Here is a 17028-nt window from a genome sequence, read left to right on the forward strand (position 1 = left end):
GCGGATTTACTGGGAGTCGGTGGTGAGTCTACCCGAGCCGGTGGGCACCGGGGCAGCGGACGCGCCGTCCGGTGACGGTGCCGGGCTGCTTGGGGCGGAGGTGGTGGAAGGTGAGGCGCCAGGCGCCGCGACGCGCGTGCCCGGCTCCGGGTTGGACACCGAGGGGGCGGGCGGTGTTCCCTCGGGAGGCCTGGCCTCGGCGGCTTTCTGCGCCTCGGCGGCCTTTCGGAGCTGGTCTTTCTGCTCGCGCTCCAGGCGCCGCTCCTCGCGGTCGATGAGCTTGCGCGCGTCCTTCACGTACTGGGGGATGCGTTCGTCGCGTCCGCCGCGCGCCTGGTAGTTGTCGAAGTGGGTGAGGGCCGTCTTGTAGCGCTTCAGCGGCTCCATCCCCGGCGGCTCCACGTCGAGGTAGAGGATGGCCAGGTTGAAGTACGCGTCCGCGGCGCCCGGCATCAGCAGCAGCACCTGTTCGTATTCGGCGCGGGCTCGCGCGAAGTTCCCCTGGCCCCGGTGAGCGTTGCCCAGGTTGAGGCGGGCCGACGCGAAGTCCGGCGCGGCGCGCACCGCGGCCTCCAGCTCGGTGACGGCGGCCGCGTAGTCCTGTGCCTCGTTGAGCATGGCGCCGAAGTTGTTGCGCGCCTCCGCGAAGTCGGGCCGCAGCTGCGCGGCCGTTTTGAAGGACTCCAGGGCCTGGGGACGCGAGTCGAGCGCCAGGTACACCAGCCCCAGCGCGTTGTGCGTGGCCGCGTCCTTCGGGTCGATGGCGCGGGCGTTCTCCAGCACCATGCGTGCCAGCTCGTGCTTGCCCTCGCGGTAGTAGACCTGCGCCAGCACCTGCATGGCGCGCACGTGCCGCTCGTCCCCCTTCAGCGCCTCCTTGGCCTCGGCCGAGGCCGCGGCGTGGTTCTTCGCCTGGAGCAGGGTGATGGCCAGCGCGGTGCGCAGCGTGACCGAGTCCGGATGGGACGACAGCCGCTCGCGCAGCTCGGCCTCCAGCTTCGCCGTGCGGCCGGTGCGGCCATACAGGCGGGCCAGGCAGTCCCACGCGGACTGCTGCTCGGGGGCCACGTCCAGTGCCTTGCGGTAGGAGCGCTCCGCGTCCGCGGTCTTTCCCAGCCGTTCCTGGACGATGCCCAGGTTCGTCCACGCGTAGTCCAGCTTCGGGTCCAGCTCGACCAGGGTGCGCAGCGCCGCTTCGGCCGCGGTCAGCTCCCCCCGGCGAGCGATCTCCACTGCCTCGACGAAGTCACGCTCAGTGCCGCGCGGCGCTTCCGGGCGGGGCAGGGGCGGCGACGCTGGCGACTGCGCCTCCGCGGTGGCGCCCTCGTCCGGCGGTGGCGCGGCGGTGGTGCTCGCCTCCTCGGCGGCGGAGGTCTCCTCGGGCGTTGGCCGGGTGGCGGCGGGTGTGGTGGCGCACGCGGACAGCCAGAGGCTGGAGGCCAGCACCACGGAGGTCAGCGCGCGGGCGCACGAAAGACGCGGGCCAGGACTCACTTCGTTCCCTCCCCGGACAGGCGCGGGCCTTCTTGCGGCGTCGAGCGCACGGGCCCGGTGATGCTGCCCACCAGCCCATCCGGGTAGGTGGCGTCCGCGGCCAGCGCCTGCTTGGGCTCCTTGAGCACCGGGTACTCCTTGGGCCGGAAGCGGTTGAGGGACTCCAGCGTGCGGCGCGTCCACTCGTTGGAGAGGCGGTTCTTCCGTGCCTCGGCCAGCGTGGCGGCGTAGCTCTCCACGGCGGCCTCTTCCAGCGACGTGGTCTGCTGGACCAGCGCGTCCTGGTAGACGACCACCGCCTCCTCGCCCATCCGCTTCACCTCCACCGGGACGGGCGTCTCGATGATGGTGTTGGCGAAGCGCTCCAGCGCGTAGCCCCGGCGGTAGAGCGCGGCCAGCGTCCACTCCAGCTGCTTGTACGGGTAGACGCGCGCGTACGCGGTGTTGACGGACTTCACGCCGTTGCGCTTCGCCGTGAAGCTGCGCTCCAGCGCCTTGCCCTTGCCGCCAATCTTCAGCTTGTCGAACTTCTGGAACTCCAGCTCGGCCAGCTGGAAGCGGCTGTAGGCGGCGGCATCCGCGGCCAGTGGATGCGTGTCCGGCTGGAGCTTGCGCCGGTCGAACTCCGCGGCGGAGCGCTCCCATGCGTTCTGGGCTTCGCGCGTGCTGCCCAGCTTCTGGTGGGCGTCGCCCATGCGCCGGTGCGCGTCCACCACCAGCTCCGCCTGTCCGGACTGCGAGGCGAACTTGCGCACGAACTCCTGCAGCGCGCGGACCTCGCCACGGGGGTTGCCCTGCTTCTCGTAGATGATGGCGGCGCGGTACTGATTCTTGGGCGCGTCTTCCGCCTTGGGGAACAGGTCCGCGTAGCGCATGAAGGCGGCGGCCGCCTCCGGGTAGCGCTGCTGGCCTTCCAACAGGCGCGCCGCGTTGAAGAGCGCCGCCTCCCGGTCCTTCGAGTCCGGGTAGTCCTTCACCAGCTTCTGGTAGCTGACGACGGCCTTGTCGAAGTCGTAGGAGTTCTCCGCGTTCACCGCCACGCGGAACAGCGCCCCGCCGGCCAGCGGTGACGATGGGTATTCGCGGAAGATGCGCTCGTACAGCTTCAACGCGGAGTCGAAGCGGCGCGTGTTCTCATGCGCCACCGCGGCGTTGTTGAGGGCCTTGTCCGCGAACTCGTGGCGGGGCGACTCGTCCACCAGCTCGATGTACTTCGACGCGGCCTCTTCGTACTTCGACTCGGCCATGAGCTGGTCGGCGAGCTTGAAGCGGCCGGCGAGCTTGAACTTCACCAGTTGCTTGTGCAGGTCGCTGGACGGGTCGATGACCTTGTCGTTGCTGGCCAGCCGCGCGCTGACGGACTCCACGCTCCGCCAGTCCTCGTCGATGAGGAAGGTCTCGATGGTGAGGTTGGTGGCGTAGCGGGCCACCTCGTGGCTCGGGTACGCCTGGATGATGGCCTCGAAGCGGCGGCGCGCCTCGGGAAAGTCGTCGTGCGAGTAGTACAGCTCCGCGGCCTGGTAGGCGATGCCGGGCGCCTTCTCGCCAGCGGGCAGCAGGGCCACGTAGGCGTCCGCGGCGGCCACCAGCTTCTGCTCGGTGGGCGCGAAGGGGCGGGGCTTCACCGCCTGGCCCTGGGGACGCTCTGTCGAGCGCAGCGTCTTGGACTCCGGCACCGTGCCCGCCTGGATGTCCAGCGTGAGCTGCTTCTGCCACGCGAGCACCGCGTTGAGGGCCGCGTCCGGGCGGTGCTTGTTGGCCGCGTCCGTGTCGCGCACCTCTTCATAAGCGCGCGCGGCGGCGGCGAACTGGAAGGCGTTGTAGAGGCACTCCGCGTAATAGAAGCGCATGTCGCCCGCGCTCTTCGTCCGCGGGAAGCGCTCCAGGTACGTGCCATACGCGCGGGCGGCGATGTCGAAGGCGCTCCGGGCCTGCTCGAACTTGCCCTCCTGTTTGAAGACCAGGGCTTGCTGGTGGTGGTAGGTGGCGCTGCCGTACAGGCTGCGCTCGGCCAGCGCGTTGGCGCGGGCAATGGCCGCCGTGTCGCCCTTGTTCTTCTCGTACCAGGCGCCGCCGGGCTGGTAGAGGTTGGCCAGGGCCTCGGACTCGGTGAAGGACAGGCCAAGCATGCGGTCCCGCTCGTAGGCCTGGACGATGCGCTGCTGCACCATGGGCGCGTCCGGCGCGTCCGGCGCCTTCTGCAGCACCCGGCGATAGGCCTCGATGGCCGGCGCGTGCTTCGTCTGGTCGAAGTAGACGTTGCCCAATCGCTGGTACACCTCGGCCTCGTAGGGGCGCGGGCCACGCTCCGCGAAGAGCGCTTCTGCCCGGGCGATGCCGCCCCACGTGTCGTCCGCCAGGGAGATGGCGACGTACTGGAGTGCTTCCTCGCGCAGGTCGCCGCCGGCCGTCGCGTCACCCTTCGCCACGCGCTGGGCATCGTAGAACTCCACCAGCGTCAGGAAGGACGCCACCGCCGGCTCGAAGCGGTCCATGCGGTAGTACGTCCAGCCGAGCTTGTAGAGCGCCTTGTCGTAGAGCGGGTGCGAGGCGTCGCGCGTGGCGGCCTCGTAGGCCTGCGCGGCCTTGGGCAGGGCCTGCGGGTCCTCGTAGTTGTCGAACCAGTACTCGCCGATGCGCACCCAGGACTCGGTGGCGAAGCGGCTCTGTGGGTAGCGGGCGAGGAGCTGCTGGTACGCGTGGAGGCTGTCGTCGTACTGGTCCTGCTTCTCCAGGCAGTAGGCCAGCAGGTACCAGGCGCCGTCGTTGAGGCGGTAGTCCGGGAAGGTGGCCAGCAGCTTGCGGTAGAGCGCGATGGAGGGCGCGTAGTCCACGCGCGGCTCGGTGGGGAACTCCGCGTCCGGGTTCTTGTCGTGCGCCTCCAGCCGCTCCGCGTAGTCCCGCATCGCCAGCAGGTGGTCGTCCGACGAGCGCTCGTAATACAGCTCCGCCAGGCGGAACATCACGTCCGGCGTGAAGCGCGGCTCGGTGGGGTAGCGGCGCAGGAACTCCTCGAACCGGGCGATGGCGTCCAGCCGCTCGCGGCGCTCCTGGGCCTCCAGGTCCTTGATGCGCTTCTCGTAGGAGGCCGCCAGCGCGCCACGCTTCTGCTCGTAGCGCTGCTCCACCAGCTCCTGCACCTCGCGGTGGAACTCGCGCGCCTCGGACTCGTAGAGCTCCAGCGCGCTGCTCACCTCCTGGAACAGCGCCTCCTGTTCGGGCGTGCGACCCATGCCCTGGAGGTAGGGGGACGCGGGCGCGGCGGGAGCCTCCGCGGCGGAGGCGGGGCCACCCAGGGCGAGCAGCGCGGCGAGGAGACGGGAGCGCATCACTCCTTCACCTCGGACAGGACGTCCTGGAACTCGGCGTCCAGCTCGCGCAGGGCCTCGTCCTTCTGCGTGGAGAGCGTCTGGATGGCCGTCGTCTTGTCCTGCTTCTCGCTGAAGGCCACGTCCACCACGCCCACGTCCGCCTTGAGCACCAGGTCGTAGAACTGCTGCCGCACGCGGCGGATGCTGTCGTAGGCGATGCGGCCCACCAACTGTTTGGCGTCACCGGAGACGGTGGCGACTTCGGCCTCATAGCGCTCCAGGAGCTGCTGCTCGGCCACGACCTTCTCGCGGATGACGCGGCCCCGGCTCTCCAACCGCTCGCGCACCACGTTCCGGGCCGTCGTCACGCGTCCACGCAGGCCGTCCAGCCGGCCGCGCACGCCCTGGGTGCGCCGCAGCGTGGCCAGGACCTCCGCGTCCGCCCGGGGCTCCGCCTCGCGCAGGATGGCGTGCTCGCGCCGCAGGGAATCTGCATAGGCGATGCGGATGGCGCGCTCGCCGGCCAGGGTGGTGTCCACGGCGTTGCGCTCGTCCGCCAGCCGCGCGCGCGTGGCGGTCAGCTCCGCCTTGAGGTCCTTCAGCGTCTGGACCTCGGCCTGCAACTGCAGCAGGAACTCGCGCTCCTCGTCCGGAGGCGTCTGCCGGTGAGTCCGCGAGTCATCCACCCACTTGCGTATCGAGGCGGCGATGGCATTGAGCGACTGAAGCTCGAAGTCGAGCCGGTGGGCCTCGCGGTCCAACTCATCCACGCGCCGCTGCATGCGCTCGCGGCGGTCCTCCAGCGTCTTCAGCGAGGTGGGCAGCGCGGAGAAGCGGCGCTCCAGGGCTTCACGCGCGTGCTGCGCCTCCGTCAGCCGCGCCAGCTCGGCGGGCGTGAGCACGGCCTGCATCGCGAGCGTCTCTACCCGCACCAACTCCGCCTCCGCCTGGGTGAGGGCGGTGTCGACCGCGTCCGCGCGCGTGTTGGCTTCCTGCAGCTCCGGGAAGGTCTCCAGGCCGCGCGTGTCCAGGGCGTGGAGGATGCGCTGGGCAATGGCCGCGGCCTCGCTCCGGCCCCGGCGACCGCTGTCGATGTCCTCTACCAGCCGCACCGCGTCCGCCACCTCGCGCTGCGTGGTGGCGTACTTCAGCACCAGATGCGGCAGCACCGTGCGCATGTCCAGCGGGCCGTCCGCGCGCACCAGCAGCCGGTCGAAGTACGCCACCGGGTCGCTGTGCGAGCTCAGCAGCGCGTCCACCTGCTCCCTGGGGGGCCGGAAGGTGTCGATGACCTGGGTATAGGTGTCGGTCGCCTCGTCATATCGGCGCAGCTTCTGGAGCAGGTTGCCCTGGAGGATGCGGCCTTCGGCCGCGAGCTGCGAGTCGGGCGCCACCAGCAGGAGGATGTCGATGGCGTTCTTCGCCTGCTGGTAGTGGCCCCGGCGCACGTGGACCCAGGCGGATTCGTAGAGGGAGTCGGGGAAGGACTCGCTGTCACGCGGCACCTGGCCGTAGCGGTCCAGCGCGTCGTCGAAGCGGCCCGTCTCGTACAGCAGCCGCCCCAATGACATCAGCGCCAGCTCGCGCACGCGGCGGGCTTCCTCCTCCGGCGTGGGCGCGGAGCGGCGAGGACCCGTTCTGCCCAGAGCGGCCTGTGCGGCCTGGGCGGAGGGCGGGGTGGCCAGCTGCTGGAAGCGGGTGATGGCCGCGGGCAGGTCACCTTCCTGCACGGACAACACGCCCAGGTGGTAGGCGGCCTGGAGCCGGAAGGCGCCGCTGGGCGCCTGCGCCAGAGGCGTGAAGGCGGCGCGGGCCTGGGCGATGCGGTCCGCCGGAGACAGGTCCGCGCGCCGGAACAGCCACTTCGCGTGGACGTACGCAATCTCCGGGGGCAGCTGCCCACCGGACAGCGCGCGGGCCTGCGCCACGTAGGCCTCGACACCCTCGAAGTAATTGAGGCGGCCGGCCACCGTCAGGTAGCGCGACAGGGCCTCGCGGTAGTGCCCGGAAGTCGGGGGCAGGGCCAGCAGCTCGCGCAGGTACAGGCGCGCGCCAATGTCGTTGCGCTGCTCCAGGAGCGAGTCCGCCAGGTAGAACAGCGCGTCCGGATAGCGCGGATGCGGGCGGAAGCGCGGGTCGCTCACCAGGTCATAGAAGAGGACGGACGCCGCGGGCCAGTCGCCCAGCAGGTAGTGGATTTCGCCGTCGGAGAAGCGGCGCGCGCGGGCGTCGTCGTCACTGGGCTCGGCGCGCTGGGTGAACTGAGTCTCCACGAAGTGGAGGTTCTCCTCGACGCCGAGCAGTCCCGTCTCCACCGCGTCGAGCCGCGGCGACAGGTCGCGCGCGGTCGGCGGGGGCGCGGGCACCTGCGCGGGCTCGGCGGAACGGACGGCCGCCGGCCCCAGCAGGGCCGCCGCGAGAGCGAGGGCACGGAGTGACGCGTTCACCGTCTGGCCCTCTACTGCCCGGGAGTGGAGCGGGTGACGGGCGGCGGCGCGGCGGGCGCGGCCTTGCGGCCCGACTCACGAGCGACGGAGACGTCGTAGCGCACCGCGGGCCGGTCCTTCAGGTCCGTGGTGATGCCGCCTTGCTCGTAGCCCACCACGTGCACGGTGGATGTCTTCCCCGGCTCCGCGCTGAAGGTGTAGCTGGACTGCACCTTGAACTTGTAGCCCTCCAGGTAGCTGAACACTCCGTAGCCATTGCCCCGGTACACGAGGCGCACGGCGAGTTGGTGCTGCCCGGGGACGATGCGGCCGTTGAAGACCTCGAAGAGCTCTCGCTTGCCCAGGTCCGTCTGGCCCTCTTCATCCACCTGCGTGTAGACGGGCGCGCCGTCGAGCGCGTAGGCCACCGACTCCAGTTCGAAGGAGCCGCCCATCTCGTTCTTGTGGATGATGACGGCGCGAGCGCCGGTGGAGACGTCACCGCCCAGCACCGTCTCCTGCAGCAGCAGCAGGCGCGCCTTGGAGCGGTAGATCTTCTCCTTCAGGTCGACGACGTTCTCCTCCAGCGTCTTCACGCGGGTGTCGAACGCCTCGTCCGCGGTCGTCGCGGCCTGTACCGAGGGAGGAGCGGATGCGGCGGGCTCCTGCGCGAGCGCCGGCCCACAGAGGGCGGCGCCCAGCAGGGCGAGGAGCGGGAAGGTGGCGGCGACACGCACGGTACGACCTCAGTGGGCAGACGGTCCGACCTGACGGCAAGGGAGGACATAGCACCCTTGCCTGTAGGACGTCTTGCCACGCCGTGGGCGGGGACCGGGGTCGCCCGCCTGGGCGCTTGCTTCAACCACCCTTCTTGAGCTCGGTGAGGACGAGCTTGGCCACGGCCTTGAGCGTGTCGAAGACGCCCACGCCCGTAGGAGCCACGGCCTGGTACTCCGGGATGTTGCGGGGGTTGAGCGCCTTGCGCATCTCCTCCACCGTCACCGCGTTGGGCAGGTCGCGCTTGTTGTACTGGATGACGTACGGAATCTTGTTCAGGTCGTAGCCCTGCTCCGCAAGGTTGATGCGGAGGTTCTCGAGCGACTCCATGTTCGCTTCCATACGCTCGATCTGGCTGTCTGCCACGAACACGACACCGTCCACGCCCTTGAGGATGAGCTTGCGGCTGGCGTCGTAGAAGACCTGACCGGGCACCGTGTACAGGTGGAAGCGCGTCTTGAAGCCGCGAATCTCACCGAGCGACAGCGGCAGGAAGTCGAAGAAGAGCGTGCGGTCCGTCTCCGTGGAGAGGGAGATGAGCTTGCCCTTCGTCTCCGCGGCGGTCTTGTTGTAGATGTACTGAAGGTTGGTCGTCTTCCCGCAGAGCCCGGGCCCGTAATAGACAATCTTGCAGTTGATTTCGCGGGATGAGTAATTGATGAAGGACATGGCTTCCCGGGTTACTCGCTGAAGAGGTTGTCGATATCGTCGTCGGAGATCTCGGCGAAGGGCGACCCAGCTCCAGGACTGTCCGTCTTCTTCACCAGGCTCTCGAAGATCTTCGTGAGCTCGTCGCTGGCCTTCTTGATGCGAAGGCGGACGAGGCCAAGGCTGGTGCGGTTGTCAAAGATGACGACCAGCACGACCCGGCTGCCGACGATGGTCATGTACAGCGAGTCCTTGGCCCCTTCGTGGAACTGGTTGGGGAACTCGTTCTCCCCAATCAGCTTGGCCAGGCCACCCATCGCCGCCACGTTACCGGCCGTCAGCGAGGCCAGTGACGTGGTGTCGATGTTCTGCGTCTGACCCGCGGAGGAGATGAGCTGCCCGTTCTTGTCGACGAGGAAGACCACCTTCGCGTTCGCGTCCTTGGTAAGCCGGTCGCAAACGGCGTTGATCTTGGTGAACTCCTCTTCGTACATCACCAGTTGCGTGCCCATGGGCGTATGCGCTCCTCAGCGTTCGCTCGTCCCGCTCATGGCGACGCTCCGATGTTTCTAGAGTGAATCCACGAGGTTAGACGAGGCGCTACCGACCATCAGGATGCTTAGCAAAGCGTATCCACTCCAGCAAGAAGCCTTCCGCTTCCTGGAGGAGGTTCCGTGTCCGTTCCCATGCCCTCCGGACGCTCTGTGGGGTGGAGGCCACGGATCCGCACCCTGAGAGCGTGGAGTCTGAGCGGGCCCGTCCCACGGGGTTGGGGGCCTTCCCGGCTTTCTCTATACTCCGCTGCGTTTTGCCGCCCCCGCTTCTCCCGCGTTGCTCCGTGGCGCGCCTGGCGCTGGTGCTCCTCGTCCTGCTTGCCACTCCCTCCGCCCACGCGGACGCAGTGGCCGAGCACGCCTCGTTGCGCCTTCGCTACGGGCTGTCCCTCCGTGACGGCCGTCAGGCGGATGTAGGGCCCGGGCTCACCTATGAGGGCTTCACGCCGAACGACATGGCGGCCGTAGGCACTGCGTGGCTGGGCACGTCCTGGCTGGGCGCGTGGGCCGGGTTGCAGCGGGAGGCCTTCGACCTGCGGGAGGGCGCGCTGCGGATCACCGGTGGCAGCCTGTGGCGGGCCTCGGTGGGCCCCCGGGCGCGCGCCTTCCTGGGCCCGGTGCGCGCGGAGTTGGGCGCGGGCTATGGCTTCTCGCAGCTTCCCCACTTCAGTGACTCGGCCGAGCCCGTGCTCCTTCGGGGTGTGCGGCATGCGGTGGTGGTGGGCGGCCTGGTGCGCTTCCCACTGCTGCTGGGGCTGCAGTTGGAAGCGCGCGGTGAGCTGCCGGTCTCGCTGTCGGTGCGCGACGCCACGGGCGCCCGAGCGGAGGCGACGGGGTTCTCCGCCGGTGGCGCGCTGCTGGTGCCGCTGCGGCGAGCGGAGCGCTGGACGGGCACGCTGGTGCTGGACTTCCAGCACGTGCAGGACACGGTGACGCTGGAGGATGGGACGCAGTCCCGGCAGCGGCTGCGGCGGATGGGCGCGGCGCTGGAGTTGGCGTGGCATGACGGTGTCCGGACGACGCGGCAGGTGCCCGTGCCGGTGGTGGTGGTGCCCGGAAGCGTGCGGTTTCACGTGCTGGACGCGCGGACGGGCGCGCCGCTGCCCGGAGCGCGGGTCATGGTGGAGGGCGAGGCGCACGTGGCGGACGCACAAGGCCTCGTCGAAGTGGCGTCCCTGTCGCCTGGGCCGGTGTCCGCGCAGGTGACGGCGGAGGGATACGCGTCTGCGGAGGCGGCGGTCACGGTGGAGGAGGGCGTGCGCGCGGAGCTGGAGGTCCGAGCCGCGCCACTGCCGCCACCGACGGGCGCGCTGCGGGTGACGGTGGTGGATGCGCGGACGGGTGCGCCGCTGCCGGACATTCGCGTGTCGGTGGGCACGGACCAGGTGCGCACGGACCTGACAGGGCAGGTGGTGGTGAGGGACCTGGCTCCGGGGCCCGTGGCTGTCGCGGTGGCGTCTTCCGGCTTCCGGTCCGTGGATGAAGCCGCGGTGGTCATCGCCGGGCAGGAGTCCACGCTGTCGGTACCCCTGGCGTCGGAAAAGAAGGGGACGCGGGCCACGCTGGTGGGGCAGGTTCGCAGTGTGCGAGGGGGCAGGCCATTGGCGGCGACCCTCCTCATGACGAAGGCCCGAGTGCGCGCGCGCACGGATGCGAAGGGGGCTTTCAATGTCCAGGTGGGGGGTGGCACCTACCGCATCACCATCTCCGCGCGAGGGCATCTGTCCCAGACGAAGGTCATCACCCTGCGCGAGGGTGAGCGGACCATCCTCAATGTCGACCTCTTCCCGAGGGGGAAACGGTGAGAGCCCCGCGTTGTTGGTTCCTGGTCCTGCTGCTCCTCGGCGCGGGGTGTGATGATGACGCCGTGGCGCCGCCTCCCGGGCCCTCGGCGGTGGTCGATGCGGGCGCTGGCGAGGTGCTGGGCCGCCTGGAGGGCTTGAGCGGCGACGTGCGCCTGGAGCGAGGTGGCAAGCAGGCGCCCGCCGAAGAGGGGCCCTTGTACGGGGGCGACGCGGTGGAGACGGCCGCGGGTGGTGCGGCCACGGTGCGTTTCCCGGACGGCCGTTCCGTGGAGGTGGGGCCGGACGCGCGCTTCGCGCTGGGCTCGGACTCGGGGGGCATCGTGCTTCAAGTGGAGCGCGGCATCCTGTTGTCGCGCGTGCCCGCTGATGCGAACCGCACGGGCCAGGGCTCGAAGGTGGCGCTGACCATCCGTACGCCCTTCGGCCTCACGCGCGTGGGGGCGGATGAACCCAGCGAGGTGCGCGTGCAGGTGGCCGAGGACGCGGGCCGCGTCGAGGTGCGGCTGGGCGCCATCGAGTTCGTGGGCCGTGATGGCAAGACGCTGCGCGCGTCCGAAGGCGACGCGGTGGAGGCGACGTCCGGCCGGACGGAGCTGGTGGCTCGCGGGGCGCGTGTCCTGGAGCTGGCGCCGATTCCGGTGACGGTACGGCTGACGGCAGGGCGCGCGGAGGTGCGAGCCAAGGGGGCGTCGGACTGGCGTCCGGTGGCGAAGCAGGGCGAGGTGCTGTCGCCGGGAGGCAGCGTGCGCACCCGGCGCGGAGGCTCCGCGGTGCTGGCGCTGGAGGGCTCGGCCACGGTGGCGTCACTGGGCTCGGACGCGGAGCTGGTGCTGACGTCAGCGGAGCAGGGCGGCGCCACGGACGAGGCGCGCTTCGACTTGTTGAGGGGCTGGCTGAACCTGCAGCTCGCGCGAGGGCGTACCAGCCGGCTGGTGCTGCCGGGGCTGCAGGTGGAGGGCGGCGGTGAAGCGCGGCTGGCGGTGCGCCGCACGGCCGCGGGCTATCTGGTGGATGCCCTCACCGGACAGGTGACGCTGGTCCGCGGAGCCGCCCGGCAGGCGCTGCGCGCGGGTGAGCGCGCCACGGTGGATGCGTCCTCCGCGCAGGCGCCACGCGTCGAGCCGCTCGCGCCCGCGCCACTGGCCCTGGGCGTCGTCGACGGCGCGGAGGTGTTCCATCCAGGGCTGCAGGATGTGGCCATCACCTGGGAAGGGGAGGGCGAGGCCACGGTGGAGGTCGCGGAGGACGCGGCCTTCACGCGGCCGGTGCTGTCAGGCACGGTGTACCGTCCCTTCATCAACGTGCCGGCGCCGGTGCGCGGCGTGCTCCACTGGCGGGTGCGCCGCAAGGATGGGACGCAGGTGTCGGGCAGCGCGTCGTTCGCGCCGGAGCGCGCGGTGCGCTCGCTGGCGCGGGTGCGCAACGTGGTGCCCGAGGGGCCGGAGAAGACGACCATCTTCTACCAGGACAAGCCCCCGGCGGTGACCTTCACCTATGCCGCGGAGACCTCCGCGGCGCGCTACCGTGTGGCCGTGTACCGCGCGGGGACATTGGATACGCCGGTGGCTGAACGCACCGTGACGGAGACTCGCGCCGCGCTGGACGCCGGTGCGCTGAGCGAGGGCAACTACCTCTGGTCCGTCACGCCGCTTTCCGCCACGGGTGCACAGCTCAAGGGGGGACGGATGAACAAGCTGGAACTGGTCTACGACAACTCGGTGCCGGTGCTCATGGTGTCCACACCGCGCAACGGGCAGGCCGCGGGCGCGAAGGTGCGCGCGGCCGGTGTCGCCCCTGTGGACGCCCGCCTGTCCATCAATGGACGCCCGGTGGCGCTGGATGGCAAGCACCGGTTCAACACCTGGGTGGAGCCGGTGGGCTCGCCGCCCGTATTGGTGTTTAAGATGACGCGTCCTGGTGCCCCGGCGGTCCATACGGTGCGCACTCTGAAACAGCGAGGGCCGTGAGGATGTCACCCCCCCAGACGACCCTGCCTGTGACGGAAGCGAGCCTTGTGCCCCTGCTTCAGCCTTATGGCCCGTACGTGCTCGTGCGAAAGCTGGCCGAAGGCGGCATGGCGGAAATCTTCCTCGCCAAGTTGCTGGGCGCCGACGGCTTCGAGCGCAACGTCGTCATCAAGCGGATGCTGCCGCACCTGACGAACAACCCCGACTTCGTGGAGATGTTCCGGGACGAGGCGCGGCTGGCGGCGAAGCTGGCCCATCCGAACATCGTGCAGATTCAGGAGCTGGGCTTCGCGGAGGGCTGCTACTACATCTGCATGGAGTACCTCGCGGGCGAGGACTTCTCCACGACGCTGCGGCTGGCCGGACGCAAGCGCCACTACGTGCCGCTCCCCATCGTGCTGCGCGTCCTCATCGACGCGGCGCGCGGGCTGCACTTCGCGCACGAGTTCACCAACGAGGCCGGGCAGCCGCTGAACGTCGTCCACCGCGACATCTCTCCGTCGAACCTGTACCTGACGTACCAGGGGCAGGTGAAGGTGCTGGACTTCGGCATCGCCAAGGCCGAGTCGCGGCTCGTCAACACGCGCACTGGCGTGGTGAAGGGCAAGTACATGTACATGGCGCCGGAGCAGGCTCGCGGCAAGGAGGTGGACCGCCGCGCGGACGTCTTCGCGCTGGGCGTGAGCCTGTATGAGGCCCTCACCCATGTGCGGCCCTTCTCCCGGGAGAACGACCTGGCGGTGCTCAACGCGCTGCTGCAGGGCGAGCTCAAGCCGCCGCGCGAGCTGCGGCCGGACTTGCCCGAGGAACTGGAGGCCATCCTCCTGAAGGCCATGGCCTTCAAGCCGGAGGACCGCTACCCCACCGCGGAGGCGTTCGCGGACGCGCTGGAGACGTTCCTCTCGGAGCATCTCAGTGGCTCGGGCGCGATGCCGCTCGGCGCCTTCTTGAAGGGGCACTTTGGTGAGGAGCGCTTCACCGAGCGCTCACGCATTCCCACGCTGGCCACGCTCACCGCGACGTACGGAGGCGCCGCGGCAGGGGCGCAGGGGCAGGCGCCGGGTGCGGAGACGCACGGGACGAACCTGTATGGCGTGCTTGCCCGGGAGGGGGACGCCACGTCCGCCCAGCGCCCCGGCATGTCCATGCGGCCTTCCTCGCCGGGCGTGCCTGCCCATGGCTCGGCTTCACGTGGGCCGACGTCGCCGGAGCCCGCCACCACGGCCGGAGGCCGACGCTGGCGTACGCTGGCGGTGGGATTGGCGGGCGGCCTGATGCTGGCTGCGGCGGGCATCGTTGGATATCGGCAGTGGGTGACGACGCCCGCTTCGGTGTCGCTGGTGCCGGCCACGGCGCCCGTCGTGGAGGCCGTGGCACCGGAGGATGCTGCCGCTCAGGCCGGTTCTCTGCCGGAAGCCGTGGCCAATGGGGCGGGTGGCGACGTGGCCGTGACGGATTCGGCGCCGCCACCCGTGGATGCCGCTGACGCGACGGAGACGGACGAAGCCGGACTTACTGGCGCTGCGTCCGATGTCGAGCCGGATGCGGATGAAGAAGTGGCGGACGCGGCACCTGTGCGGTCGAAGAAGGCCTCGTCGCAGAAGCGGGTGACGCTGGGCATCGACGACGTGCAGCGTGTCGTCTCGCGTGGACGGGCGCGCATCACCACGTGCTTCGAGCGCTACAAGGCGGACCTGCCTTCGAGCCAGGGCGAGGTGCAGGTGCAGCTCACCATCGTCTCGTCGGGCAAGGTGCGGGCGGGGACGCGGGGACCGTTGGCTTCGTCGGGCGTGGGCCGCTGCCTGGAGGCCCAGGCGGAGCGCCTTCGCTTCCCGCCTCACCGGGACCAGGAGGTCACGGTGGTGATGCCCTTCTCGTGGCGGGTGACACAGTAGCGGCGCGAGGAGGCTCGCGCCGCCACCGCGAGTGGCCTACAGGTCGCGGCGGGCGGAGAGTGCCTTGGCGAGCGTGGCCTGGTCGGCGAACTCCAGGTCGCCGCCCATGGGCAGGCCCTGGGCGATGCGGGTGACGCGCAGGCCCATGGGCTTGAGCAGGCGGGTCAGGTAGAGCGCGGTGGCTTCGCCCTCGATGTCCGGGTTGGTGGCGAGGATGAGTTCCTCCACCCGGCTGTCGTTGAGGCGCTCCAGCAACTCGCGGATGCGGAGCTGCTCGGGGCCCACGCCCTCCAGGGGAGACAGCACGCCGTGCAGGACGTGGTAGCGGCCCTTGAACTCACGGGTGCGCTCCAGCGCCATCAGGTCGGCGAACGTCTCCACGACGCACAGCACGCGCTCGTCGCGCCGTGCGTCCCGGCAGAAGTTGCAGGTCTCCGCGTCGGTGAGGGAGAAGCAGCGCACGCACAGGTGCACCTTCTCCTTCACCTCGCGAATGGCCTGCGACAGCTCCGCGGCATACTCACCCGGCGCCCGCAGGATGTGGAACGCGAGGCGCTGCGCGGTCTTCTCGCCGATGCCCGGCAGCTTCGCCAACTGGGCGACGAGTCGATTCAGCGGATCGGGGGTCATCCGGTATCAGGTAATGCCGGGGATCTTGACGCCGCCGGAGATTTTCGCGAGCTCGCGCTGCATGTGCTGACGGCTGCTCGCCAGCGCGGCGTTCACCGCGGCGGTGATGAGGTCCTCGAGCATCGACGTGTCGTTGGGGTCGATGGCTTCCTTGTCGATCTTGATGCTGCGGATCTCCTGGATGCCGTTGGCGACGACGGTGACCCGGCCGTCACCGGCCTTGGCTTCCACGCTCTCTTCCGCCAACTGCTGCTTCCGCTCTTCAATCTTCTCCGTCAGCTTGTTCGCCTGCCGGATGAAGTAGTTCAGGTCGACGCCAGGCATATGCTTCCTCGGTGCTCGTGGGAGCGGGCGCCACGGACATGGCCCCGCCCCGGCGTGGAATGGGGCGCCACCCTACCGTTGCGCGAGGCGGTTGTCAGGCGCTGTCGTCGGAGGTGTCGTCCGCTGGCACGGCCCCGGGGCGCTCGGGCTCGTAGACCTGGATGTGTTCGATTTCGCCTCCCAGGAACTTGAGCACCGCCCGGACGGCGGGGTGGCTGCGGACCTTGCTGTCCGTGCTCTTCTCGTGGGCAGCGCGCGTCTGTGCGTCCTGATCGGCCAGACTGGGACCCAGACGAGGGTCGTCCGGAGACGCATCCTGGATGGTGAGCTTCACCGGGCGGCCGAAGTGCTCGGCCAGGGCCTTGTCCACGGCGGCCTTGCCCGCGGTGGAGTTGACGGCCATGCGGTGGAAGCCGGCCACGGGCAGGAAGCCGAGGACGATTTCGCCGTTCTTCATGGACATCAATCGCCCGTTGGAGAGCGCCGCGCCCTGCCGGGGATGGGAGGCCTTCACCGTCTCCACGGCGGCCCGCCAACGCTCGGTGAGGGGCAGGTTGGGGTTGTCCCGGGAGCGGGTGACAGGGGCCGGCGGGGGCGGCTCGGGCTCGGGCTCGTGGTGGATGACGGGCTCGGGCGCCGGCGGGGGAGGCGGCGGCGCGGCGGCGACTTCGGGGAGGCACTCGCCGGAGGCACAGCCTTCGGGGGAGTTCTCCTCGGGGTAGTAGCGCGCGTCCTCTTCCTCCGCGTAGGGCGGAGGTTCCGGCGGCGCGATGGGCTCGGGCCGGCGGATGTTGGTGACGCGGACCGATGGCGCGGGCTCGGTGGTGCGCGACAGCGGCGTGGCGCCCGCGGGGGGCGCGGAGGGGGGGGGCGTAGGGGCCGTGGGCGCCTGGGCAAGGCCACCGTTGCGGAGGAACGAGAGCGGGCGCGCGGCGGAAGGTGAAAGTCCCTCCATCACCGGGCCGGAGGGGACCATCTGCGTAGCCTGGTAGCCCTGCGGGGACGGTGTGGCGCCGCCGCCGTTGCGGAGGAACGACAGGGGATGGGCCGCTGACGGTGACAGGCCGTCCATGTGGGGCCCGGGCCGTGACGGTTCGTCCGGACGCATGGCGTCGGGAGGTGCAAAACGAGGAGGCTCGTCCTGGCGCATGGCTCCAGCGTGGCCCATGCGCGGCGGCTCTTCCTCGCGCACGGCCG

Annotated in this window: 12 protein-coding genes; 3 read left to right on the forward strand and 9 right to left on the reverse strand. The window is 70.2% G+C overall.

Features of this window, described 5'->3' with window-relative positions:
* Positions 1 to 6: 6 nt before the first annotated feature.
* From OZ403_RS09630 to mglB, 6 genes are all read right to left on the reverse strand, one after another.
* Positions 7 to 1494 (reverse strand): tetratricopeptide repeat protein, encoded by a 1488-nt coding sequence (locus OZ403_RS09630; RefSeq protein ID WP_140797714.1) that lies wholly within the window; start codon positions 1492 to 1494, stop codon positions 7 to 9.
* The gene (locus tag OZ403_RS09635; RefSeq protein ID WP_174259227.1) at positions 1491 to 4823 is read right to left on the reverse strand and encodes a tetratricopeptide repeat protein; all 3333 of its coding nucleotides are present in this window, start codon (positions 4821 to 4823) and stop codon (positions 1491 to 1493) included. The genes OZ403_RS09630 and OZ403_RS09635 overlap by 4 nt, the downstream gene beginning before the upstream one ends.
* Positions 4823 to 7252 carry a tetratricopeptide repeat protein gene (locus tag OZ403_RS09640; protein WP_268784021.1) on the reverse strand — a complete coding sequence of 810 codons (2430 nt, stop codon included), beginning with the start codon at positions 7250 to 7252 and terminating at the stop codon, positions 4823 to 4825. The genes OZ403_RS09635 and OZ403_RS09640 overlap by 1 nt, the downstream gene beginning before the upstream one ends.
* An 11-nt stretch (positions 7253 to 7263) precedes the next feature.
* On the reverse strand, positions 7264 to 7968 hold the full coding sequence (locus tag OZ403_RS09645) for a dihydrolipoamide acetyltransferase (protein WP_268784022.1): 705 nt from the start codon (positions 7966 to 7968) through the stop codon (positions 7264 to 7266).
* A gap of 121 nt (positions 7969 to 8089) precedes the next feature.
* Positions 8090 to 8677 (reverse strand): gliding-motility regulator Ras-like GTPase MglA, encoded by a 588-nt coding sequence (gene mglA, locus OZ403_RS09650; RefSeq protein ID WP_002637269.1) that lies wholly within the window; start codon positions 8675 to 8677, stop codon positions 8090 to 8092.
* 11 nt (positions 8678 to 8688) lie between these two features.
* The gene (gene mglB, locus OZ403_RS09655) at positions 8689 to 9168 is read right to left on the reverse strand and encodes a gliding-motility regulator GTPase-activating protein MglB (RefSeq protein ID WP_002637270.1); all 480 of its coding nucleotides are present in this window, start codon (positions 9166 to 9168) and stop codon (positions 8689 to 8691) included.
* A 197-nt stretch (positions 9169 to 9365) separates the two neighbouring features.
* Between mglB and OZ403_RS09660 the strand changes: the two genes are divergently transcribed.
* The 3 genes from OZ403_RS09660 to OZ403_RS09670 are packed head-to-tail and all read left to right on the forward strand — an operon-like array spanning position 9366 to position 14877.
* On the forward strand, positions 9366 to 11015 hold the full coding sequence (locus tag OZ403_RS09660; protein WP_328285515.1) for an MSCRAMM family protein: 1650 nt from the start codon (positions 9366 to 9368) through the stop codon (positions 11013 to 11015).
* Complete coding sequence (locus OZ403_RS09665; protein WP_268784025.1) at positions 11012 to 12982, forward strand: FecR domain-containing protein; 1971 nt, start codon at positions 11012 to 11014, stop codon at positions 12980 to 12982. Before OZ403_RS09660 ends, OZ403_RS09665 begins: the two co-directional genes overlap by 4 nt.
* Positions 12983 to 12984: 2 nt before the next feature.
* A complete protein-coding gene (locus tag OZ403_RS09670; RefSeq protein ID WP_268784026.1) occupies positions 12985 to 14877 on the forward strand; it encodes a protein kinase domain-containing protein in 1893 nt (630 codons plus the stop codon).
* Between the two features lie 36 nt (positions 14878 to 14913).
* Here OZ403_RS09670 and recR read toward each other — a convergent pair whose 3' ends face one another.
* The 3 genes from recR to OZ403_RS09685 form a co-directional block, all read right to left on the reverse strand.
* A complete protein-coding gene (gene recR / locus OZ403_RS09675) occupies positions 14914 to 15507 on the reverse strand; it encodes a recombination mediator RecR (protein WP_140789062.1) in 594 nt (197 codons plus the stop codon).
* 6 nt (positions 15508 to 15513) lie between these two features.
* Positions 15514 to 15831, reverse strand: a complete 318-nt coding sequence (locus OZ403_RS09680; RefSeq protein ID WP_011552030.1) for a YbaB/EbfC family nucleoid-associated protein — start codon at positions 15829 to 15831, stop codon at positions 15514 to 15516.
* Between the two features lie 94 nt (positions 15832 to 15925).
* The gene (locus OZ403_RS09685; protein WP_268784027.1) at positions 15926 to 16999 is read right to left on the reverse strand and encodes a DNA polymerase III subunit gamma/tau; all 1074 of its coding nucleotides are present in this window, start codon (positions 16997 to 16999) and stop codon (positions 15926 to 15928) included.
* Between the last annotated feature and the right edge of the window lie 29 nt (positions 17000 to 17028).

The sequence above is a fragment of the Myxococcus sp. NMCA1 genome (assembly GCF_026810205.1).
In the GTDB taxonomy this organism is placed as follows: Bacteria; Myxococcota; Myxococcia; order Myxococcales; family Myxococcaceae; genus Myxococcus; species Myxococcus xanthus_A.

What these genes read in the sequence shown, in the direction of transcription:
- OZ403_RS09635 (WP_174259227.1), bottom strand. Translation starts at nt 4,823, where the DNA reads ATGCGCTCCCGTCTCCTCGCCGCGCTGCTCGCCCTGGGTGGCCCCGCC.
- mglA (WP_002637269.1), bottom strand. Translation starts at nt 8,677, where the DNA reads ATGTCCTTCATCAATTACTCATCCCGCGAAATCAACTGCAAGATTGTC.
- mglB (WP_002637270.1), bottom strand. Translation starts at nt 9,168, where the DNA reads ATGGGCACGCAACTGGTGATGTACGAAGAGGAGTTCACCAAGATCAAC.
- OZ403_RS09670 (WP_268784026.1), top strand. Translation starts at nt 12,985, where the DNA reads ATGTCACCCCCCCAGACGACCCTGCCTGTGACGGAAGCGAGCCTTGTG.
- recR (WP_140789062.1), bottom strand. Translation starts at nt 15,507, where the DNA reads ATGACCCCCGATCCGCTGAATCGACTCGTCGCCCAGTTGGCGAAGCTG.
- OZ403_RS09680 (WP_011552030.1), bottom strand. Translation starts at nt 15,831, where the DNA reads ATGCCTGGCGTCGACCTGAACTACTTCATCCGGCAGGCGAACAAGCTG.
- OZ403_RS09685 (WP_268784027.1), bottom strand. Translation starts at nt 16,999, where the DNA reads ATGGGCCACGCTGGAGCCATGCGCCAGGACGAGCCTCCTCGTTTTGCA.